The 20,839-nt window shown below is 32.3% G+C and carries 26 protein-coding genes; all 26 read right to left on the reverse strand.

Annotation, left to right across the window (positions count from 1 at the left end; all coding sequences use genetic code 11):
- Positions 1-46: 46 nt before the first annotated feature.
- Positions 47-2,095 (reverse strand): DNA internalization-related competence protein ComEC/Rec2, encoded by a 2,049-nt coding sequence (locus tag M4L39_RS03970; RefSeq protein WP_277580856.1) that lies wholly within the window; start codon positions 2,093-2,095, stop codon positions 47-49.
- A 164-nt stretch (positions 2,096-2,259) separates the two neighbouring features.
- Positions 2,260-2,721 (reverse strand): ComE operon protein 2, encoded by a 462-nt coding sequence (locus M4L39_RS03975; RefSeq protein WP_277580857.1) that lies wholly within the window; start codon positions 2,719-2,721, stop codon positions 2,260-2,262.
- Between the two features lie 84 nt (positions 2,722-2,805).
- Entirely contained in the window at positions 2,806-3,525 is a 720-nt protein-coding gene (locus tag M4L39_RS03980; protein ID WP_277580858.1) for a helix-hairpin-helix domain-containing protein, read from the reverse strand.
- Between the two features lie 50 nt (positions 3,526-3,575).
- Complete coding sequence (locus M4L39_RS03985; protein ID WP_277580859.1) at positions 3,576-4,292, reverse strand: class I SAM-dependent DNA methyltransferase; 717 nt, start codon at positions 4,290-4,292, stop codon at positions 3,576-3,578.
- A 2-nt stretch (positions 4,293-4,294) separates the two neighbouring features.
- A complete protein-coding gene (gene rsfS, locus M4L39_RS03990; protein ID WP_277580860.1) occupies positions 4,295-4,648 on the reverse strand; it encodes a ribosome silencing factor in 354 nt (117 codons plus the stop codon).
- Positions 4,649-5,233: a bis(5'-nucleosyl)-tetraphosphatase (symmetrical) YqeK gene (yqeK, locus tag M4L39_RS03995; protein ID WP_277580861.1), complete on the reverse strand. Its 585-nt coding sequence runs from the start codon at positions 5,231-5,233 to the stop codon at positions 4,649-4,651.
- A complete protein-coding gene (gene nadD / locus M4L39_RS04000; protein ID WP_277580862.1) occupies positions 5,223-5,795 on the reverse strand; it encodes a nicotinate (nicotinamide) nucleotide adenylyltransferase in 573 nt (190 codons plus the stop codon). The genes yqeK and nadD overlap by 11 nt, the downstream gene beginning before the upstream one ends.
- The gene (yhbY, locus tag M4L39_RS04005) at positions 5,795-6,085 is read right to left on the reverse strand and encodes a ribosome assembly RNA-binding protein YhbY (protein ID WP_002507455.1); all 291 of its coding nucleotides are present in this window, start codon (positions 6,083-6,085) and stop codon (positions 5,795-5,797) included. The genes nadD and yhbY overlap by 1 nt, the downstream gene beginning before the upstream one ends.
- A gap of 12 nt (positions 6,086-6,097) precedes the next feature.
- Complete coding sequence (gene aroE, locus M4L39_RS04010) at positions 6,098-6,895, reverse strand: shikimate dehydrogenase (protein WP_277580863.1); 798 nt, start codon at positions 6,893-6,895, stop codon at positions 6,098-6,100.
- A gap of 12 nt (positions 6,896-6,907) precedes the next feature.
- Positions 6,908-8,008 carry a ribosome biogenesis GTPase YqeH gene (yqeH, locus tag M4L39_RS04015; protein ID WP_277580864.1) on the reverse strand — a complete coding sequence of 367 codons (1,101 nt, stop codon included), beginning with the start codon at positions 8,006-8,008 and terminating at the stop codon, positions 6,908-6,910.
- Positions 8,009-8,536, reverse strand: coding sequence for a YqeG family HAD IIIA-type phosphatase (locus M4L39_RS04020; protein ID WP_277580865.1), 528 nt, complete (start codon positions 8,534-8,536; stop codon positions 8,009-8,011).
- A 17-nt stretch (positions 8,537-8,553) separates the two neighbouring features.
- On the reverse strand, positions 8,554-9,240 hold the full coding sequence (gene mtnN / locus M4L39_RS04025) for a 5'-methylthioadenosine/S-adenosylhomocysteine nucleosidase (protein WP_277580866.1): 687 nt from the start codon (positions 9,238-9,240) through the stop codon (positions 8,554-8,556).
- Between the two features lie 229 nt (positions 9,241-9,469).
- Positions 9,470-10,702 carry an NRAMP family divalent metal transporter gene (locus M4L39_RS04030; RefSeq protein WP_277580867.1) on the reverse strand — a complete coding sequence of 411 codons (1,233 nt, stop codon included), beginning with the start codon at positions 10,700-10,702 and terminating at the stop codon, positions 9,470-9,472.
- 3 nt (positions 10,703-10,705) lie between these two features.
- Positions 10,706-11,464, reverse strand: coding sequence for a 5-oxoprolinase subunit PxpA (gene pxpA, locus M4L39_RS04035; RefSeq protein ID WP_277580868.1), 759 nt, complete (start codon positions 11,462-11,464; stop codon positions 10,706-10,708).
- A complete protein-coding gene (locus M4L39_RS04040) occupies positions 11,464-12,822 on the reverse strand; it encodes an acetyl-CoA carboxylase biotin carboxylase subunit (protein ID WP_277580869.1) in 1,359 nt (452 codons plus the stop codon). Before M4L39_RS04040 ends, pxpA begins: the two co-directional genes overlap by 1 nt.
- 22 nt (positions 12,823-12,844) lie before the next feature.
- A complete protein-coding gene (locus M4L39_RS04045; protein ID WP_277580870.1) occupies positions 12,845-13,297 on the reverse strand; it encodes an acetyl-CoA carboxylase biotin carboxyl carrier protein in 453 nt (150 codons plus the stop codon).
- Positions 13,297-14,304, reverse strand: coding sequence for a biotin-dependent carboxyltransferase family protein (locus tag M4L39_RS04050; protein ID WP_277580871.1), 1,008 nt, complete (start codon positions 14,302-14,304; stop codon positions 13,297-13,299). The genes M4L39_RS04045 and M4L39_RS04050 overlap by 1 nt, the downstream gene beginning before the upstream one ends.
- A gap of 1 nt (position 14,305) precedes the next feature.
- Complete coding sequence (gene pxpB / locus M4L39_RS04055; RefSeq protein ID WP_277580872.1) at positions 14,306-15,028, reverse strand: 5-oxoprolinase subunit PxpB; 723 nt, start codon at positions 15,026-15,028, stop codon at positions 14,306-14,308.
- A gap of 297 nt (positions 15,029-15,325) precedes the next feature.
- On the reverse strand, positions 15,326-15,802 hold the full coding sequence (gene greA, locus M4L39_RS04060) for a transcription elongation factor GreA (protein WP_046465479.1): 477 nt from the start codon (positions 15,800-15,802) through the stop codon (positions 15,326-15,328).
- 27 nt (positions 15,803-15,829) lie between these two features.
- Positions 15,830-16,453, reverse strand: coding sequence for a uridine kinase (gene udk / locus M4L39_RS04065; protein ID WP_057512344.1), 624 nt, complete (start codon positions 16,451-16,453; stop codon positions 15,830-15,832).
- Complete coding sequence (locus tag M4L39_RS04070) at positions 16,453-17,721, reverse strand: peptidase U32 family protein (protein ID WP_431197617.1); 1,269 nt, start codon at positions 17,719-17,721, stop codon at positions 16,453-16,455. The genes udk and M4L39_RS04070 overlap by 1 nt, the downstream gene beginning before the upstream one ends.
- Before the next feature lie 13 nt (positions 17,722-17,734).
- On the reverse strand, positions 17,735-18,658 hold the full coding sequence (locus M4L39_RS04075; protein ID WP_277580873.1) for a peptidase U32 family protein: 924 nt from the start codon (positions 18,656-18,658) through the stop codon (positions 17,735-17,737).
- Positions 18,655-19,296 carry an O-methyltransferase gene (locus tag M4L39_RS04080; protein ID WP_277580874.1) on the reverse strand — a complete coding sequence of 214 codons (642 nt, stop codon included), beginning with the start codon at positions 19,294-19,296 and terminating at the stop codon, positions 18,655-18,657. The genes M4L39_RS04075 and M4L39_RS04080 overlap by 4 nt, the downstream gene beginning before the upstream one ends.
- 448 nt (positions 19,297-19,744) lie before the next feature.
- On the reverse strand, positions 19,745-20,071 hold the full coding sequence (locus tag M4L39_RS04085; RefSeq protein ID WP_277580875.1) for a DUF1292 domain-containing protein: 327 nt from the start codon (positions 20,069-20,071) through the stop codon (positions 19,745-19,747).
- A gap of 16 nt (positions 20,072-20,087) precedes the next feature.
- The gene (gene ruvX, locus M4L39_RS04090) at positions 20,088-20,516 is read right to left on the reverse strand and encodes a Holliday junction resolvase RuvX (RefSeq protein WP_277580876.1); all 429 of its coding nucleotides are present in this window, start codon (positions 20,514-20,516) and stop codon (positions 20,088-20,090) included.
- Positions 20,517-20,519: 3 nt separating this feature from the next.
- Positions 20,520-20,780: an IreB family regulatory phosphoprotein gene (locus M4L39_RS04095; RefSeq protein ID WP_057512350.1), complete on the reverse strand. Its 261-nt coding sequence runs from the start codon at positions 20,778-20,780 to the stop codon at positions 20,520-20,522.
- Positions 20,781-20,839: the final 59 nt, after the last annotated feature.

Consider the following 20,839-nt stretch of genomic DNA (forward strand, 5'->3'; position numbering starts at 1 on the left):
ACATTTAATCATTATATCATGCAGTGCTTTATCTCTCTACATAAAATCATTGATTTAGATTAGCACTAAGTCCAGAATTCGAATTTAATGTAATAGAAATTTCTCCATTTTCACTTGTTTGCAAAATCTGAGAATTAATGCTTTTTAAGCGTTCAATTATTTCTTCATTAGGTAATTTATATCTATTATTTTGACCAACAGAAATCAAACTTATTTTCGGCTGAAGTACATTTATAAAAGATGAGCTAGAACTTGTTTTACTACCATGGTGCCCTACTTTTAAAATATCAATATTTTCAATTTGATATTTATTTAACAACAACTGCTCGTTATTTTTTGAAGCATCACCCATAAGTAAAATCTTAAATTTATCATATTCAATTAAAGTTATAATTGATTGTTCATTTAAATCATTTGACCTTGTAATTGTGGCGTCTAATAATTTTATTTTCGCTTTATTAAGTGCAAAACTTTGAATTGATTTAAAGTCTAATAATTTGATATTAAAGCTCTTGCATAAAATAGCTAGTGACTTTAGTTCTTTCAAATAGTAGCTGCTTTTATTAATTATTATATTTCTTATAGGATATTTCTCAATCAAAAAATTAAGTTCTCCCATATGATCTATATGCGGATGAGTAACAATCAAATAGTCTATTTTTTTAATACCATGTTTTTTCAAAGTCGGCAGTATATGAAATTTTGATATATTATGTTGGTTTGATTCTCCTTCTTGTAATAACTTGCCCCCTGTATCAATCAATAAACTCTCTTGTTTATTTGTCTCAAATAAAATTGAATCTCCTTGACCAACATCAAGCATTGTTAATTTATAATCATTAGATAATGGCAATACCGTAACAACTATATACAATAAAACAAAGGAACATATAAACAAACTATAAAATTGATGTGCAAATAATATTACACATGCTAATAAAAACGCAAATCCTAAAGTAATATATAAATCATTTAATTCTGGTATATACCATTTATACGAACTTAAATAAAGGAATAATTTTAATATATAATCATGCAAGTTTAAAATAAAATTAAGTAAATAAGTTAGTGGAATTATTTCAAATGGAAAATGATTTAGAATAAAAAATAAAATTACTAGTGGAAATAGTATTATGGTATAAAAAGGAACAAAAATTAGATTTGCTAAGAAACCAATCCATTGAATCTGGTTAAAATTAATAGCACTAATCATAAATGACCCTAACTGAGCAATTACAGTAATAATTAGAAGCGATTTGACTGGTGAGGCTTGAGTTATTAGGGGTAGTGAAAATAATATGCAGAATGTAATTAAAAATGAAAATTGGAAGCCTATATTATAGACATAAGCAGGATAAATAATCGTTAATATTATAAATAAAAGTGCGAGTACATTCATTGAATTCTTTATAATAGTTTTAGGAATTAAAATGATTATTAAGGCTGCTAAAATTGATCTCACAGCACTAGGAGCTAAATCTGTATAAAAAGCATATATCGGAAGAAATATAAACAATACCATTTTGATATAGGCAAACGGACACTTAAAAATATTTAATACGTATATTAAAATACCTATAATCGCAGCAATATGTGTGCCACTTACTGCTAATAAATGATATATACCAATTTCTTTAAATTTGTCTAATTCATTATTATTAATTTTTGAGGTATCTCCACTAATTAATGCAATAACTTTCTCTGGATGACTGATTTTGGTATGTCTTAAACGTTCGAAAATATATTGTTTATGTCTATCTAAAATAGCATTATAATTCGAATTCTTTAATCTGCAACTTTCAAAATTGATTGAATTAATAAAAAGCGAAATGGGGCTATATGGAGACTGGTTCAAGGGTTTTAATTTTGCTTTCACATTACATGTCTTTTGATAGAGATCTATGTATTTATTACTGTGCATGTTGTTATTAACATAAAAATAATAGTTATAATTTTTATTATCAATTTTAGCTTTACCTTGTAGTTTTTGATGTTTCAGAATAGGTTTAGTCACAAATTGTACATCTACTTCAATATTTTGGTTTAAGTAAGCTCCACGTGCTTTATTCTCACTTACTAAATCACTCTGAAACATCGTATAACTAATGATTGGTATAATTAAAACAACTAAAATTTGAAACCATTTAAATCTTTTGCGTATCACTAAATAAAATAAGATACCACATAAAAATATCGATAATAGTTTAACATGTAGCCATAGAAGACCGACTAAATATGCAATAGCATAGTAAATCAGTGTTATTTATGGGTAAGGTATTGTGCTACATGTTCTTGATTAAATGGTATTTTTTTATAATCGATACCTGATTGGTCTAGTAACTTTAACGCATATGAATGGTTGTGATAGTCTTCAGCGTAATAAATTGTTTGAATGCCAGCTTGGATGATTGATTTCGTACAATTTAAGCAAGGAAAATGTGTGACATATATCGTTGCTCCATCTGTTGATACCCCTTGTTTGGCACATTGGAGTAATGCATTCATTTCAGCATGAATTGTACGTATACAATGCCCATCTTCTAACAAACAATCCTCATCTATACAATGAACTTCTCCTGAAACAGAGCCATTGTAGCCACCAGCAATGATTCTATTATCTTTAACAATTGTTGCACCAACAGATAAACGTTGACAAGTGGAACGTAACGCTAATAAATGGCTTTGAGCCATAAAGTATTCTTCCCATTTAATGCGATCCATGATGTAATACCTCCATTAATAGTAATTATTTATTTTATGAATAACTATAGGTTAATTTGTATTGAGTTATATTGCAATAAAAATCTATATCGTAAAATATGAGCCTAATTTTTCAAACGTCTTTGCTCCAATCCCTTTAACTTCTGTTAATTGCTCGATAGATTCAAAAGCTCCATTTTGTTCTCTATATTCTATAATAGATTTAGCTTTTGAAGGACCAATCCCGGGAACTGTTAATAACTCAGTTTCTGTAGCATTGTTAATATTTATTTTTTCCTGATTAGTGCTATTGTCACTAACTCTTGTTGAACTTGAACTCGTGCTTTTATGAGAACCATTGTTAATATTTTCATTCCTTTGTTGATTTGAATTTATCGTTTCATCTTTTTTTGGTATATAAACCAGCTTTTGATCTACTAACTTTTCAGCTAAATTTATTTTTGACAAATCAGCATCATCAGTAACGATTGCTTTATCTAAAAGCTGTTTAATTCTATCAGAGGATTTCATCTTATAAATATCAGGATGTTGCACTGCGCCTTTGATGTCCACAAAAATATCTTCTGTTTTAATCTTTTTTGGTTGTTCAGTATTATTTTTCGTATGGTTTGCACTTGTATCTTGTTGTGTTTGTGAAGCTGTGGTTATGTCGTCATTCGAATTTACTATATTATGATTGTTGTCGTTTGTAAAAGTACTTTGCAGCAACCAAGCTATGAAAATAACAGCGAGCATTACAATTGCTATAGCTACTGCTTTGTACTTACAAATGATTTCTCTTAGATAGTTCCACTGATCTAGCAATAAAAAATCACTCCTTTATACTATACACGTATAGAGGAGTGATTTTACTTTTATTTTTTGACAATGAAAAACAGTCGGTGTCCTTCATTGCTATTATTCTTAATATCAAAATCGACAAACGTAGTGATTTGGTTAAAGCCTACGTTATTAAGCATTTCAATATAATCTGATTCTGTGTAAGTTCGCTGATAATGTGACTCATCGAACCTTACATAATGATTGTCATCTTGTTTAATAAAGAATGACATGTCATGCCAGACACTCAATGGTTCCTCACCCTGCACAGCTTCCCAACCAAGAAAAACTTTTTCAGATTCGTCGATATAACTTTGGTTGTTAAATAATGTATTCATTTTAAAAGGTGTATGAACATCGAACATAAACACACCTTCTGTTTCTAAATGGTTAAAAACATGACTAAATGTGGTGAAGACGTTATCTTTTTCAGATAAATAATTTAAAGAATCACAAAAAATCGTAATTACATCAAACTTCTGATTCAATTCAAATTCAGTCATATCACCTTCTATCCAATTCACTTTGTTAGATTTCTGAGTTGCTATCGAAAGCATATCAACACTCAAATCCATACCCGTGATTTGGTCAAAGTCTGTTAGCAATGATGTTAAACTCCCTGTACCACAACCAATATCTAATATAGACGTCCTATTTTCAGCAAAATGGTCTACAATTTCTAACCATGATTCATAGGGTTGATCTAACGTTAATTGATCATAGAACAAGCTCATTTCTTCATATTGCACCATAATTAATAAACAACCTGTCTATAACTCTCAAGAGGCGCATCACGATATAATTTCTCAATATTATAGTAATCACGTTCATCTTTATGGAATACGTGAACAACTACATTAGATAAATCAATAAGAATCCATCTGGCATCATTAAAACCTTCCATGCGTTTTACTTCGATATCAGCTTCGCTTGCTGCATCTTTTACCGAACGAGCTATAGCTTGAACTTGTTTTTCGTTATTACCATGACAAACTACAAAATAATCAGTCATGTCACTAATGCCTTTCATTTTTAAAGAAATAATATCTTCTGCTTTTTTATTCTCTGTTGCTTCGACAGCAATGTTTAATAATTGATCTGAATTCATTTAATCATCCTTTACTCTTTCGTCACTGTAATTGTAATAATTCAAGCATGCAATCGTGGCATCATAAACATTAATATCTTTATTAATTAAGTATAGAACTGTTCGCTTAGAAATTTCATAAATGGTTTTATCTAAGCTACCTTGATTGTATGCTAAATCTCTAATTTCTTCAACGCCTGGGGTCTGACGACCTGGCTCTATATAATCAGCTATGAATATCAGTTTCTCAGTTTTTGTCATTTGAGCGCGTCCTGTTGTATGATTTTTAATCGCTAGTAAGACTTCTTCCTCAGTGACGTTATACTGTTGATTCATAATTATAGCTGCTACTGGGCCATGTAATATTTCAGAGCCATAACTCAGTAAATTAGTATCTAATTCGTTCTGCGTAACGATTTGATACATTGATCCTAAATCGTCATATTTACAGTAATCATGTAGTATACCTGCAAGTTCAGCTTTGTCTTTGTCACCATCATAGATTTCTGCTAATTTTACAGCTGTTTCAGCAACTCTCAATGAATGGTCAAACCTTTTTTTTGGTAATTTATCTTTGACTAAAGTAACTGCTTGATCAATTTTCATATAATCCTTCCTCTCGGATATATTGTTCTACACTAGGAGGAACTAAAACTTGAATATTTCCATCATTTTTAATTCTATCTCTGATTAATGTTGAACTAATATCAATACGGGGTATATTTATTGCTAACATACCAGGCTCCACTTCTTGAGCTGATTTATCTCTATTAACAATTACAAAAGTAATTAATGATTTTAATTCATCAATTTTATACCACTTTTCAAGTTGATTGTATTGGTCAGTACCTATAACAAAGTATAGCTTAGATCGAGGATACTGTTTTAAAATATGCTCCACCGTATCATAAGTGTAGCTTTGCCCTTCACGTTCAATTTCATCAAGACAAATTGTTCCAAATCCAAGTTCCTTAATAGCACACTGAATCATATCTATTCTAAACTGTACGTCTAAAAAATCATTGTGCTCTTTTAACGGAGACATATAGCTCGGTATAAAATAGAACTTCTCAGGTTTTATTACGTTATTTACCTCACTTGCAACAACCATGTGAGCTGTATGAATCGGGTTAAACTGCCCACCATATAATACAATTGACTCAGTCATTATGGCAATTGAATTTGTTTGTTGTCTTGAGATTCTTTGTACAATACAATCATAGACCCGATTACTTGTACGACATCACTTCTTGTCGCATCACTTAAGCTTTGTGCTAAATCATTTTTATCTTCATAGTTATTTTGTAAAACATGTACTTTAATTAATTCTCTATTTTCTAAAATATCGTTAATTTGACTAACCATATTATCATTAATACCTGATTTTCCTATTTGAAACGTTGGATCTACGTTATTTGCTTTACTTCTTAAAAATCTTTTTTGTTTACCTGTTAGCATAATATGCTCCTTTTATAAATGTTTTAGTACTGCTTCTTTCATTACTTGAATATCTGGCGTTTGTTCGGTCCAAATCTCAAAACTTTCTGCACCTTGGTATACAAACATGTCCAATCCATTGTGTATAGGATTACCTTTTTCTTCTGCTATTTCTAAAATTGGCGTTTTAAACGGAATATAAACAATGTCACTAACTAATGTATGCGAAGCTAATTGATCGAGACTTATAGCTACATCTTTATTTTTATTCATACCTGCAGGTGTAGTATTAATAATAATATCGAATTCAGACAATGATTGTTCTGCATCTACTAGGCTAATCTTATTTATATCTAATTCCCAATTATCAAAGCGGCTCATAGTTCTATTAGCAACAGTTAATTTAGGTCGAACGTGTTTATTCAGTTCATTTGCAATACCTTTGCTGGCACCACCTGCACCCAAAATAAGTATATAAGCATTTTGTAAATCAGGGTAAGCCTGTTTAAGACCTGTAACATAGCCTATACCGTCTGTATTGTATCCTATCCATTTTCCACCTTTAATTTTCACTGTATTAACTGCACCAACCGTTTTAGATTGGTCATCAATCTCATCTAAATAAGGTAAAATTCGTTCTTTGTGAGGTATTGTAACATTAAATCCAGAGAGCGCTTTGTCTTCTATGATTTCTTTAATAAGATGAAAATGTTCTTCAGGAATATTTATCGCTTCATATGTTGAATCATCATTTAAAGTCTCAAAGTTAGCGTTATGCATAGCTGGTGACAAAGAATGATCTATGGGATTGCCTATTACTGCATATTTCATATTAAACACACCTTACATTATAGAATTTCTTAATACGACATCTACATTTTTAGGTACTCGAACTATAACTTTGGCACCTTCATCAATCGTGATAAAACCTAATCCTGAGATCATCACATCTCGTTTTTCTTTACCTGTTTCTAATCTTACTGCTTTAACATTTTGTAAATCAAAATTGTCAGGATTATGAGGTGGTGACAATAATGCACCTAATTGATTTTTCCATAATTCATTGGCATTTTCAGTTTTAGTTCTATGGATATTAAGTTCGTTTGAAAAATGACATACCAATGAACGTCTACCACCACTAACATAGTCAATACGCGCTATTCCACCAAAGAATAAAGTTTGACCTTCGTTCAACTGATATACGCGCTGCTTAACTTCTTTTTTAGGCATAATTGTTTTAAGTTCATCATCCGTTACCACATGTGTCATTTGATGCGCTTGTATCACGCCTGGAGTATCAAACATAAATGAAGTATCATCTAATGGTATGTCAATCATGTCTAGTGTTGTTCCTGGGAATCTAGAAGTAGTAACGACATCTTTTTCACCAACACTGCGTTCAATCAATTTATTTATAAGTGTTGATTTACCTACGTTTGTAGTTCCTACAATATAGACATTGTCGTTATTACGTAATGTGTTAATCGATGTTAATAAATCATCTATGCCCTCATTTTTTTCGGCAGATATCAATACAACATCTTCAGTTTCTAAGCCATACTTTCTAGCTGTCTTCTTCAACCATTCTTTAACACGACGTTTATTTATCTGTTTAGGCAATAAATCTAACTTATTGGCTACTAAAATGATTTTTTTATTACCTACGATTCGTTTGATTGCGTTAATAAAAGATCCTTCAAAATCAAAAACATCTACAACATTCACAACAATTCCTTTTTCATCTGCTAAACCATTCAATAAATTTAAAAAGTCTTCGCTATCTAAGCCAACATCTTGAACTTCATTGTAATTTTTTAGTCTAAAGCATCTTTTACATATGACATCTTCACGATGTAAATTATGTTCTGGCACATAGCCTGCCGCATCTGGATCTTCAGATTGTAGTGGTGCACCGCATCCGATACATTTTAAAATTTCAGTCAATCAATTTTCCTCCCATTTGATATAGCCTTTTTTTCTAAAGTGTTGTAGTAATCTTCGTTCAATCATCCGGTTGAATTTCGTAATAAAACCATCCGTTTGTTTCACTGGTACAACCATAATTGTAAAGAGTCCACGTCTATTACCTCCAAATACATCTGTAAGCATTTGGTCACCAATAACTACAATTTCTGTAGGTTTCAATTTCATTAATTGCGCAGCTTGATTAAAAGCACGACCTCTAGGTTTTTTGGCTTTGAAAATATAATCAACATTCAATGATTTTGAAAAACTACCAACACGTCTTTCGTTATTATTAGAAACAATCGTAATTGTAATGCCTAATGCATTTGCTTTCTCAAACCATTGTTTCACTGCTGCAGTTGGATCTGCTTCGTCCCATCCTACAAGTGTATTATCTAAATCTGTAATAATTCCTTTCACGCCAGATGCTGCAAGTTTATCAATGTCTATTTGAAAAACAGACTGCACATATTGATTTGGCATAAAATATTTTTTTATTATACCCATTATTTATTTTCACCTTTTTATATAGTTTTAATTAAACGCTCAACAATTTTACTAGAAGATATTGCTGCTTTTTCTAAAAATGCATCAAACGTAATACCAGCATCGCCGTCAGCTAAATCTGAAATTGCACGCGTAATTATGAATGGTAAATTAAATTGATAGCAGGTTTGTGCAATTGCAGTAGCTTCCATTTCTGCAGCCATTGCTTGTGGGAAATTCGTTTTAATCATCGTACGCTGCTCATTTGTACCAATAAAGCTATCTCCACTCACAATTAATCCCGTTTTAGCTACAAGTTGTTGTTCATTAATTGCATCTGTTGCCTTTTTAATTAAATGCTCATCAGCAATAAACTGTGCTGGCATTTGAGGTATTTGTCCTAATTGATAACCAAATGCTCTTGCATCTGCATCATGATAAGAGACCAAATCACTAACAACAACATCACCAACATTTAATGATTTGTCTAAAGCTCCAGCAGAACCTGTATTAATTATTACATCAGGTCTGAATTTCTCAATTAATAATGTCGTAGAAATTGCTACGTTCACTTTACCAATACCACTTTGTGAAAGTACTACCTCTTTATCATGTAGACGCCCTTTATAAAATATTACATGCGCAATTTTTATTTCCTCTAATGTTACAAGTTTATCTTTTAAGATTGCTACTTCTTCTTGCATAGCACCTATAATACCTATCATTATAATTCACCTCATATTAAAATCCTAGCCTTAGTTATTCTACCACATTTATGTTCATAGCTCGATCATTGTTCAACTTTTTATATTAAATTCTATATGCCATTTTCCCTATTTTTAAGTAATTAATAATAAATTTTTTATACATTTGAATTCCATATTTTTTCCATATAAAAACTCTGAACAATACATTATTTTTATGTATCGTTCAGAGTTTTAAAATAATGCTATATTAACTACCGAATAAACCTGATAAACTTTGTAGAGAGAATAACGCTGCAGCAATTGTAACTAGCACTGCCACTATACCAAAGATTAACATCCACGTTGGATGATGATAATCTCCGACAATTGATTTTCGTTTACTCGCTATTAAAATCGTTCCTAAAGTGATTGGTAAAATAAATCCGTTAAGTGCTCCAGCAACGATTAATAAAGTAACTGGTTGACCTATGAATAAAAATACTAGCGTAGAAACAACAATAAAACTAATTACGATTAAATTGGTTTTATTGTATACCGATTTATGTAATGTTTTTAAAAATGTCGCACTTGTATAAGCAGAACCAATTACAGATGACATTGCTGCTGCAAATAATACGACACCAAAGATACTACGTCCAACTGGTCCAAGTACATGTTCAAAGACTGAAGCTGGTGGATTTTCTGAACTTAAAGTAACACCTGTAACGACCACACCAAGAACTGCTAAGAATAATAAAGCTCTTAAAACACCGGTAGTCAATATACCAGAAATAGCGGCTTTATTAATAAATGGCAAATATTCTTTGCCTTTAATCCCAGAGTCTAAAATTCTATGTGCCCCAGCAAACGTAATGTAACCACCAACTGTGCCACCTACTAAAGTAATAATAGGTAGTACAAGCGCAAATGGTTGTTCTGGCATTACTAAATGCTTAGCCGCTTCTGCATATGGCGGGTTTGCCTTAAACATCACAAACGCTATGACTACAATCATAAGCATGCCTAAAAACATTGTAACAACATCCATAACCTTTTGACCGCTTTTACTAATAAAGATACCAATGGATAAGATTGCTGTAATTGCAGCACCGATCTTCACATCTAAACCAAAGATGGCATTTAAACCAAGTCCAGCTCCAGCTATATTACCGATGTTAAAAGCTAACCCTCCAATGGCTATCAGTATTGAAATAATTGTACCAAGCCCATTGAAAATCTCATTTGCAACTTCTTGACCACGTTTGCCTGTAACTACCAATACTCTCCAAATGTTTATTTGCGCACCAATATCTATAATAATAGATAATAGAATAGCAAATGCAAAACTTGAAGTGAATTGTGCCGTGAATACTGCAGTTTGTGTTAAAAACGCTGGTCCTATTGCAGATGTTGCCATTAAAAATACTGAACCTAATAATAACCTTTTATGGTTTTTCGTGAACTCAAAATCTTTTTCTTCAGAACTTAATCTTTCTTTCATAGGTTAGCCCCCTAGACTTTTTATAGAAACGCCTTCTTTCGTTAATCTTTCTCTAATTTGCGTTACAAACTCGAGAGCATGTGCACCATCTCCATGCACACAAATAGTATCAGCTTCTATGCTGATGGTCTTTTGGCTTTTTGCGACAACGGTTTGTGATTTTACCATATTAACTACTTGCTCAATTGCTTCATTTGTATCCGTAATTAATGCATCGTGCTCTTTCCTACTTACAAGTTGGCCATCGTCTTCGTAACGTCTATCTGCAAAGACTTCTGAGGCTGTTGTTAACCCAACTGATTTAGCTTCAGAAATTAATGACGTGTTAGATAATCCCACATATATTAGGGTCTTGTCAATATCAAATACTGCTTGCGCAATTGCGCGTGCTATATCTTTGTCTCTAGCTCCCATTTGATAAAGGGCGCCGTGCGGTTTAACGTGATTGATCTTCACGTTATGAATTTTACAAAATCCACTTAACGCACCAATTTGGTAAACAACAATATCATAAATTTCACTTGGTGATAAATCCATATTTCTACGTCCAAATCCTTGTAAATCTGGCAATCCTGGATGAGCACCAATACCTACATCATGCGTTTTAGCTAATTTTATCGTTTCATTCATTACATGTTGGTCACCAGCATGGAAACCACAAGCAATATTTGCTGAAGTAATAAGTGGGATGATATGTTCATCCCCTCCAAATGAGTAATTACCGAAAGCTTCTCCAAGATCACAATTTAAGTCTACTTGCATTAAGATACCCCCTTGATAATTTGATGCCTATCTAAAAATTTTATATCTACTTCTTTTGCATCCCCGTCTGCATACAATGGGTAAGATAACACTGCGTATAAAAAGTCAGCAGTTGTTGTAAAACCGTCTATCACCATTTCATCTAAAGTAACTTTTAATTTTTTGATTGCGCGTTGTCTATCAGGCGCTTTTACAATCACTTTTGCTACTAAAGAATCATAATAAGGGGAGACAGTATACCCTTGATAAAGTAAGCTATCTACACGTACGTTAAATCCTTGTGGTAAATGTAATGCTTCTACTTTTCCTGGTGAAGGTTGGAATTGTCGCTCTGGGTTCTCTGCATTAATTCGTGCTTCAATGACATGTCCGTCAAAAACTATATCTTCCTGTGTGAAAGGCAATTCGTTATTTATCATCAAGTATAATTGAGCTTGTAATAAATCCCTATTCGCTCTCATTTCAGTCACAGTATGTTCTACTTGAATACGAGCATTCATTTCAATGAAATAATATGCTGTGTCTGTCACTAAAAATTCGATTGTACCTGCGCTTCTGTAATTCGAGGCCTTTGCGACTTTAACTGCATCGCTACACATTGCATTTCTCGTCTCTTTTGATATTGCTGCACAAGGTGATTCTTCAATTAATTTTTGATTTTTTCTTTGTACTGAACAATCTCTTTCTCCTAAATGTATGTAATTATTCTTACCATCACCAATGACTTGAACTTCTACATGTTTCGCTACAGGAATAAACGATTCAACATAAATACGATTATCACCAAAATACTTCTCGCCTTCACTCTTAGCCTCTTTATAAGCTTTAGCTAATTCATCAACTGTTTTAACAATTCTAATGCCCTTACCACCGCCACCACTAGCAGCTTTTAAAACAAGTGGAAAACCAACATCTTGTGATATTTGTTTCACTTCTTCAATTGACTCCACAGCATTTGTAGAACCTGGAATAATTGGCACATCCGCATTATCAACAGTTTGACGTGCGGTGATTTTATCACCCATCATTTCCATCGTCAATCGTGTTGGGCCAATAAAATCAATATTATTTTCTTCTACTTTTTGTGCAAAAGAAGTACTCTCTGATAAAAAGCCATATCCTGGATGTATTGCAGTAGCACCACTGATTTTTGCTGCACTAATAATTCTGTCCTGATTCAAATAACTCTCTAGTGGATTTGCTTCACCAATACAAATAGCCTGATCAGCTAAACTCACATGTAAACTAGATTCATCCCCTATTGCATATATAGCTACTGTTTCAACATCCATCTCTCTACATGCCCGGATAATTCTAACAGCTATCTCTCCTCTGTTTGCTATTAAACAACGATACACAGCAAACACCCCTTTCTTTAACTTATTTTATTTTAATAATCGTCTGATTATATTCGACATTCGCACCATGTTCTACTACGATTTCTTTCACTACACCATCTAGGTCACTTTTCACTTCATTCATTACTTTCATTGCTTCAATGTAACCGATCGTATCACCTTTATTTATTTCATCACCAACACGAATGATTGGTTCAGTAAGCTCTTTTTCATCTTGTTGGAAGAATGTACCTACCATTGGTGATTTAACTTCTTTAAAGTTGTCCTGAACAGTTGTTTGACCGTCCGTTACACTTTGATTTTGATTGGATTCTTGGTTTGCTACAGTTTGTAAATTTTTATTGGAAGGAAATGAACCCATATTATTATCAGTAAAATCTATAGAAATTTCACTTTTACTATCTTTGTATTCGAATTTTTTAACTTCATTTTCTTTCACTAATTTTATTAATTGCTCTATTTTTTCAAAATTCATTATAATTCCCCTTTTAATATTTTTTTGATACGTGAAGCCGTTGGTCTTAATTGAGCCATATTATAAATAGGTGTATTGATTGTACCTTCTAATATTTTTTTAAAATCTAATTCTTGTTGTTTTAATTTTTCTGTTGCTTCTTCAATCGTTATCCATTCAAAATGAAGCACGTCCCCTGGTTGTTTCTGTGCTAAAATATGTAAATCTGAACCACATACTGTAGCAATTTTTGTATAGCCACCAACTGTTTGTTTATCATTCAGTAAAATAATAGGATTTCCATCGTTTGGAACTTGTATGCTACCTAAAGCTACTGGCTCAGAAATAATATCCGCAGAATCTATTGGTGAGATTGTCTCACCTTGTAATCGATATCCCATGCGGTCTGATTTTTCTGAAATTTTAAATTCAACTGTTGTCAATTTATCTTGTGTATCTAGAGTGAATCGATTTATTTGTGGTCCTTCAATGATTTGAATTGTATCTTTATTAAATGTTTCAGTATTTAATTCTAAACTGTAACCTACTTTAGAAAGGTATGTATCGTCTTGTTTACACAAAATCACATCATCTCCTTTTAAAGCACGCCCCTTATATCCTCCAATATGACTGCGTGTATGAGTAGCATAACTACCTGCTACCATTGGAACATCTAGTGGTTTACCAAACAAAATGTAACCTCTCGCACCATTTACTACGGCACCCAGTTCCAGTACATCGCCTTTTTTCACTGAAGTTACTGTCTGAACATCAATATCTTTATCATTTATCTTGGCATTATATTGCGCACCAGTGATAATAACAGTATTGTCTGCTAAAAATTGAAGTGTTGGACCAATAATCGTGCATTCAATCGCAGGTCCTTCATTTCCAATAAGTGATTGGCCTAACTTATATGCATATTGATCTAACACGCCTGCATTCGAAAATCCTTGGTTTTGAAAACCAATTCTACCTTGGTCTTGTATTGTACTAAATAGTCCAGGATTTAAAATTTTAATAGACATATTAAATTTTCACCCACTTTTCTATCTCAAAATCGTCACGCTGCTGTTCATCTAATATACGATGGTATGTTGCTTCTTCTATAGCGTAAAATTTTATGTAGTCTCCTGCACCATATAAACACATAGGTTCTCTATGAATATCAAACACTTTAATTGGCGTACGTCCTATAATTTGCCAACCACCAGGAGATTGCTTAGGATATAGACCCGTTTGATTATTAGCAATACCTACAGAACCAGCATGAATGCTTGTTCTCGGTTCTTGGCGTCTTGGCGTATGTAATTGTCTATCTAATCCCCCTAAAAAAGGAAAACCAGGCATAAATCCTAACATATAGATTAAATAAGCATTTTCAGTATGTATACGTATGACCTCTTCAGTAGTTAAATTGTTATGTGTTGCTACCTCTTGAATATCTTGTCCATAACTTCCACCATATAACACAGGTAGGTTAATCGTTTGTGTTTGTATAGCTGTATCGTCAGATTTTGTTAGGTCCATTTGATTTAAATTAAGTTCTGTAATAATCTTTGATAAATCACTTTTACTGATATCAATGGTTAACATAATTGCACGATATGAAGAAACTATTTCAATAATAGCTGGGTTGTTTTGTGATTTAATACATTGTTCGACGTGCTGTACCTTTTGAAACGTATTAGGATCTATACGCTCTTCAAAATAAATCATAATCGTTTGTTCATTAATTAATTTATAATTCAAAGATTATGCCCCCTTTTTTACATTTACAATGCAGTTTATCTTCAAGAAAACTATATTGTGCACATGATATTGATAGTATACCATTTATTTTAATATTGTGTTTAATACTAAAAAGTTATTACTAATAATAACTAAACATTTTCTATCCAAAGTGTATTTGTAAATAAAATAGCAATATTAATCTAAAATTTCATTATTATCATTAAGTTAACAAAATGTTACCGCCAAGTATATAACTACTTTTATATAGTGTAAAATCCCCCTAAACATCTGTATATATGTTTAGGGGGATTTGTTTTATTTAATATTTTTAATAATAACGTTTATTTCGCCACCATTTGGTAACGGTACACGTACTTCATCTTCTAATTTTTTACCAATTAAACTTTTAGCCATTGGCGATTCATTAGAAATTTTACCATTAAATGCATCAGATTCAGCTGAACCAACAATTTGGTATTCTTCCTCTTCTTCGCCTGGTAATTCTACAATTGTTACTGTTTTACCAATTTTAACTTCATTGTTATCACCAGTATCTTCGATAATCTGTGCATTACGTAACATATGTTCTACACGTTGAATATCTTGCTCGATAAATCCTTGTTCGTCTTTAGCAGCATCGTACTCTGAGTTCTCAGATAAGTCACCGAAAGAACGTGCTACCTTAATTTTTTCAACGACTTCTGGTCGTTTAACTGTTTTTAATTCTTCTAACTCATGTTCTAATTTCTCAAAACCCTCTTGAGTCATTGGGTACTGTTTTTGATTTTCCATTATGTCATCTTCCTTTACATATACATACTATTGTTTACTTACTAAAGTTTGAATCTTTGTCGTCATTATATCGATTGCTACTTTATTACTGCCACCTTCTGGAATAATAATATCTGCATATCTTTTAGTCGGTTCTATAAATTGATTATGCATTGGTCGCACCACATTTAAATACTGATTTATAACAGAATCCATAGTACGGCCTCTTTCTTCAGTATCTCGAAGTAACCGTCTTAAGATACGTAAATCAGCATCAGTATCAACATAAATTTTGACATCCATTAAATCTCTTAATGTTTTGTTTTCAAGCGCAAATATACCTTCCACGATAATAACATCTTTTGGCTCAAATGCAATCGTTTTATCACTTCTCGTATGATTTGAATAATCATAAGTTGGAACTTCAATTTGTTTTCCATTCCTCAAATCATTCAAATTCTCGATTAACAAATCATTATCAAATGCAAATGGATGGTCATAATTGGTTTCCAAGCGTTCATCAAAAGTTAAATGCGATTGGTCCTTATAATAATAGTCTTGAGCCAATAGTGCAACACTATGACCTTCTAAATTCTTCATAATTTCATTTGTTACTGATGTTTTGCCTGATCCAGAGCCACCTGCAATACCTATAATTGTCGTACTATTCATTATCCAATTTCCTTTCTCATCATGTTGTTGGCATAAATTGGATGATCGACTTTGATTTGCACGATTTGCAATGGATGGCGTGCTGCATCAAGTTCATTACCTTCTTCATCATAAATTGTATCCACAACTTGTCTAAATGTTTCAATTTCAGGACCAAAAAATTCAATTTCTTGTCCGGGTTCAAATTTATTACGTTGTTGCACTGTCGCTATGTGGGTTGAACTATCATAATCTAATACTAAACCACAGAAGTCAAATGAAGCATTCTTTTTATTTTGTCGGCCGAACATTTGTTCTTCGTAACCTGGCGTCCCTTCAATAAATGCTGAAGCTGTATCCCTATTGGCACATTTATCTAATTCGCTTAACCATTCCGGCTTGATTTTAAAATGTTCTGGGTCTTCTGCATAAGCATCAATAACCTTTCGATACACAGAAACAACTGTTGCAATATAGTGAATTGATTTCATACGACCTTCAATTTTTAAAGAATCGACACCGATGTCCATCATTTTTGGTATAGCTTCGATTAGTTTTAAATCTTTAGGACTCATTGCAAATGGCGCAGCTTCATCATTAGCATAAAATAAATCTAACTCACCATCTTGATCTACTTGTAACAAATCATAATCCCAACGACAACTTTGACAACAACCACCTCTATTGGAATCGCGCGCAGTCATATGATTACTTAAGGTACATCTTCCTGAGTAAGCAATACACATCGCACCATGTATAAAAGATTCGATTTCAATATCTACTTTTTCTTTCATCTCTTTCATTTCCATTGCTCCAGTTTCACGAGCTAATACAACTCGATCCAAACCTTCTTCTTTCCAAAATTCAACGGCTTTATAATTTGAAAGTGATTGCTGTGTAGATAAATGTATCTCTAATTTTGGTGCTACCCGTTTACACGTTTCAATAATAAGAGGGTCAGCAACGATAATACCTGTTGCACCAGTTAAGGCTAAATCACGCAAATAGTCATCTAATCCATCTATATTCTCATCATGCGCAATGATGTTCGTAGTGACATAGATTTTAGCACCATAACTTTGTGCAAATTCAACACCTTCTTTAATTTCATCCATTGTAAAATTATCTGCATTTGATCTTAAACCATATTCTTGTCCACCGAGGAACACAGCATCTGCCCCATAATGTACTGCAATTTTTAATTTTTCTAAATTACCCGCGGGAGCAAGAAGTTCAGGTTTATTCATTTTAGGTTTATTATGTAATTTAATTTCTTCTAAAACTTTCACTGTTAAACCTCCATCAATATACTGTTTGTTTAAATAAAAAGCCTTCGTCAAACGGACGATGTTCTGGTTGTATAGCTTCAATTGGATCGACAAGCATAAATTTTTCATCTTCATAAACTTCAGGATCTTCATGATATAAATCAATGGCTTCCCTATATTGTTCTGTACATACATTAATATATGTTTCTGATTGTAATACACCATCTATTTTCAATGCATCTATACCTGCTGCTAAAAGTGGTTCTAGCTCTTCAATTAAACATATATCATTAGGTGACATGATATGTGTACCATTATAATCTTCATACACCGGATATTTATTATCACGTTCTTCATCGTATAATAATAATTCATTTGCTTCTTTATTCCGTTTAATTTTCATTTGTCGCTCTTGGAATGTATAATAATTACCTAATAACATACGTTTAGATTGGAACATGCAAGTCATTCCATGTACTTGAACTTCAATCTCAACATCAGCGTTTTCTTTAATATTGATAATCTCTTCTAAACTTAGTTCTCTAGCTAATTGAGCACGTTGAGCACCTTTTTTCCCCCAATAATTACATTGAAAGTAATTAGTAACTAGTGCTTCAGCATCCCAATTTAACGGGATTGGATGTTCTTGTTGTTTTACATACATAACCACTGCTGGATCACCAAATATGATACGGTCTACTTTAATTTCATGCAAAAAATCAATATAAGACGCTAATGCGTTCAGATGATAATTATGAAAAATGCCATTAACAGCGGCATAAGCTTTTTTACCTTGACTGTGTATTAAATCCACAGCTTTTATCATATCATCTTTATTAAATTCACCTGCGAGTCTTAAGCCGAATTTTTGTTCGCCAATTACAAACGCATCAGCGCCTTTTTCAATTAATATTTCAATATGTTCAACAGATTTTGGTGTTACTAATAATTCTGTCATTTTGATTCCCCTTTAATTGAAATTGCCAAACCATCATCCATATTCAAAAAATTCGTAGTATAATCTGGGTGGTTCATTAGCCATTCATTGTAATCTTGTACTTTCTTTACCATTTGTCGTACATTCCTATTACGAACGACAGAGATATCAGATACAAAACCGTGGTAAAGCACGTTGTCAGTAACAACGATGCCACCTATTTTTAATAATGGTGTATAAAGTTCGAAAAACTTTTTGGATTGTGCCTTTGCTGCGTCAATAAATATCATATCATAACTGCGATCACTCACATTTTCAACTTGCTCTAATGCATCGCCTTCAATTAATCTAATTTGGTTATTATATTGAAATAACTCAATATTTTCTTTCGCTTTATCTTGCATTTCTATATTACGTTCAATTGTAGTCACATTAATTTTCTCAGAAATAGAAGCAAATTGCATTGCGCTATAACCAATTGCAGTTCCAATTTCTAAAATATTAATAGGTTTATGTAATCTAATAATTTGTTTTATCATTTCTAAAGTGAGTCTATCAACGATGGGCACTTGATTTTCCTCTGCATAGGTTCTTAATGATTCAATATTTTTATCAGTTTGCTTATGCAAATTTAACAAATATAACTGATTATTATCCATTTTCATAACTTCCTTTGTTGTAAAATGATACTTTTTGACTTAAATAATAAAATAAATCAGTCAGAATAAATTGACTGATTGTCTCTAATAAAAGTAAATGATAACTAGCTTTTTATAAGGGTACGCGTTCAAGTGTTTATATATAGGTATACCATAAATATACAAAACGTACGATTGAAATTAACTTTATATATTTTACCATAAACTAGCACAAAATATAAGTGTAAATTGTGTTTCAAAGCTGTGACGCCCTTCATATTGTTGCTTACGGGGATGGGGGTAATCAATTTAAACAATAATTTGAACTCTTACTTATACCAACAATATAAAAGCTGTCAACAAAACCCTACACGCTTGTTGACAGCAAGAAGGGATGATTTCTAGTGAAATCATCCCTTCGTTATTTATTCATCGCTATAAGAGGTTATATGCGCCATCTATAGTTATTTTATTCGTGATCGTGGTCATGATCATCCATTTCAGTATTAACTACTTCTTCAATCATATCCCATTCTTCGTCTGTTTCAACTGGTAAGAATTTACCACCTTCACCATTTTCGTCTTGTTCGTTAATCATCGGTACTAATTCAATTAAATCTTCATCATCAGATTCAGCGCCTTCTTCAGCAAGAATGACATATTCTTTCTTGAATTCTGGGTGGAAAAATTCTAGAACTTTACGGTATAAAACTTCATTACCTTCTTCATCATATAGTGTTAATAATTCCTCTTCGTTGTTGATTTCTAATTCTGCATCTTTATTTTGTTCTGTCATTATTAAACGCTCCTTTTTATTGAATAGAGTCTAAATAGCCTTGCAATATGAATACTGCTGCCATTTTATCTATTACTTTTTTTCGTTTCTGTCTAGAAACATCTGCTTCCAGTAAAGAACGTTCTGCAGCCATGGTACTTAATCGTTCATCCCACATAATTATCTCTACAGATGGCAGTGCTTCTTGAAGTTGCTCCTTGTATTGTAACGAAGCCTCGCCTCGAAATCCAATAGAATTGTTCATGTTTTTCGGTAAACCTATAACAACAGAGCCAACATTCTCTTTTTTTATAATTTTCACTAATTGTTCAATACCTAGTTCATTGTTTTCTTCGTCTATACGGAGTGTGTCTAATCCTTGGGCTGTCCAACCCATTAAATCACTTACTGCAATGCCAACAGTCTTACTTCCAACGTCTAAACCTAATATTTTATGCGTTAACATATATTATTTTGAATTCTCTTGTAAATAATTCGAAACAAGTTCTTCCATAATATCGTCACGATCTATACGACGTATTTGGTTTCTAGCCTCGTTATTACGAGGAATATAAGCTGGATCACCTGATAGTAAATAACCTACGATTTGATTTACAGGATTGTACCCTCTTTCATCTAGTGTATTATAGACATTTTGCAATACTGTTTTGACATCTTCTTTTGGAATTTCATCGTAATTAAACTTCATTGTTTTATCAAAATTTTCCATTGTTTAGCACTCCTTCGTATCAAGTAAAAAAGTTCTTATTTACATTCTACATTACTATA

Origin of the sequence: Staphylococcus equorum (assembly GCF_029531845.1) — a bacterium.
Lineage (GTDB): Bacteria > Bacillota > Bacilli > Staphylococcales > Staphylococcaceae > Staphylococcus > Staphylococcus equorum_C.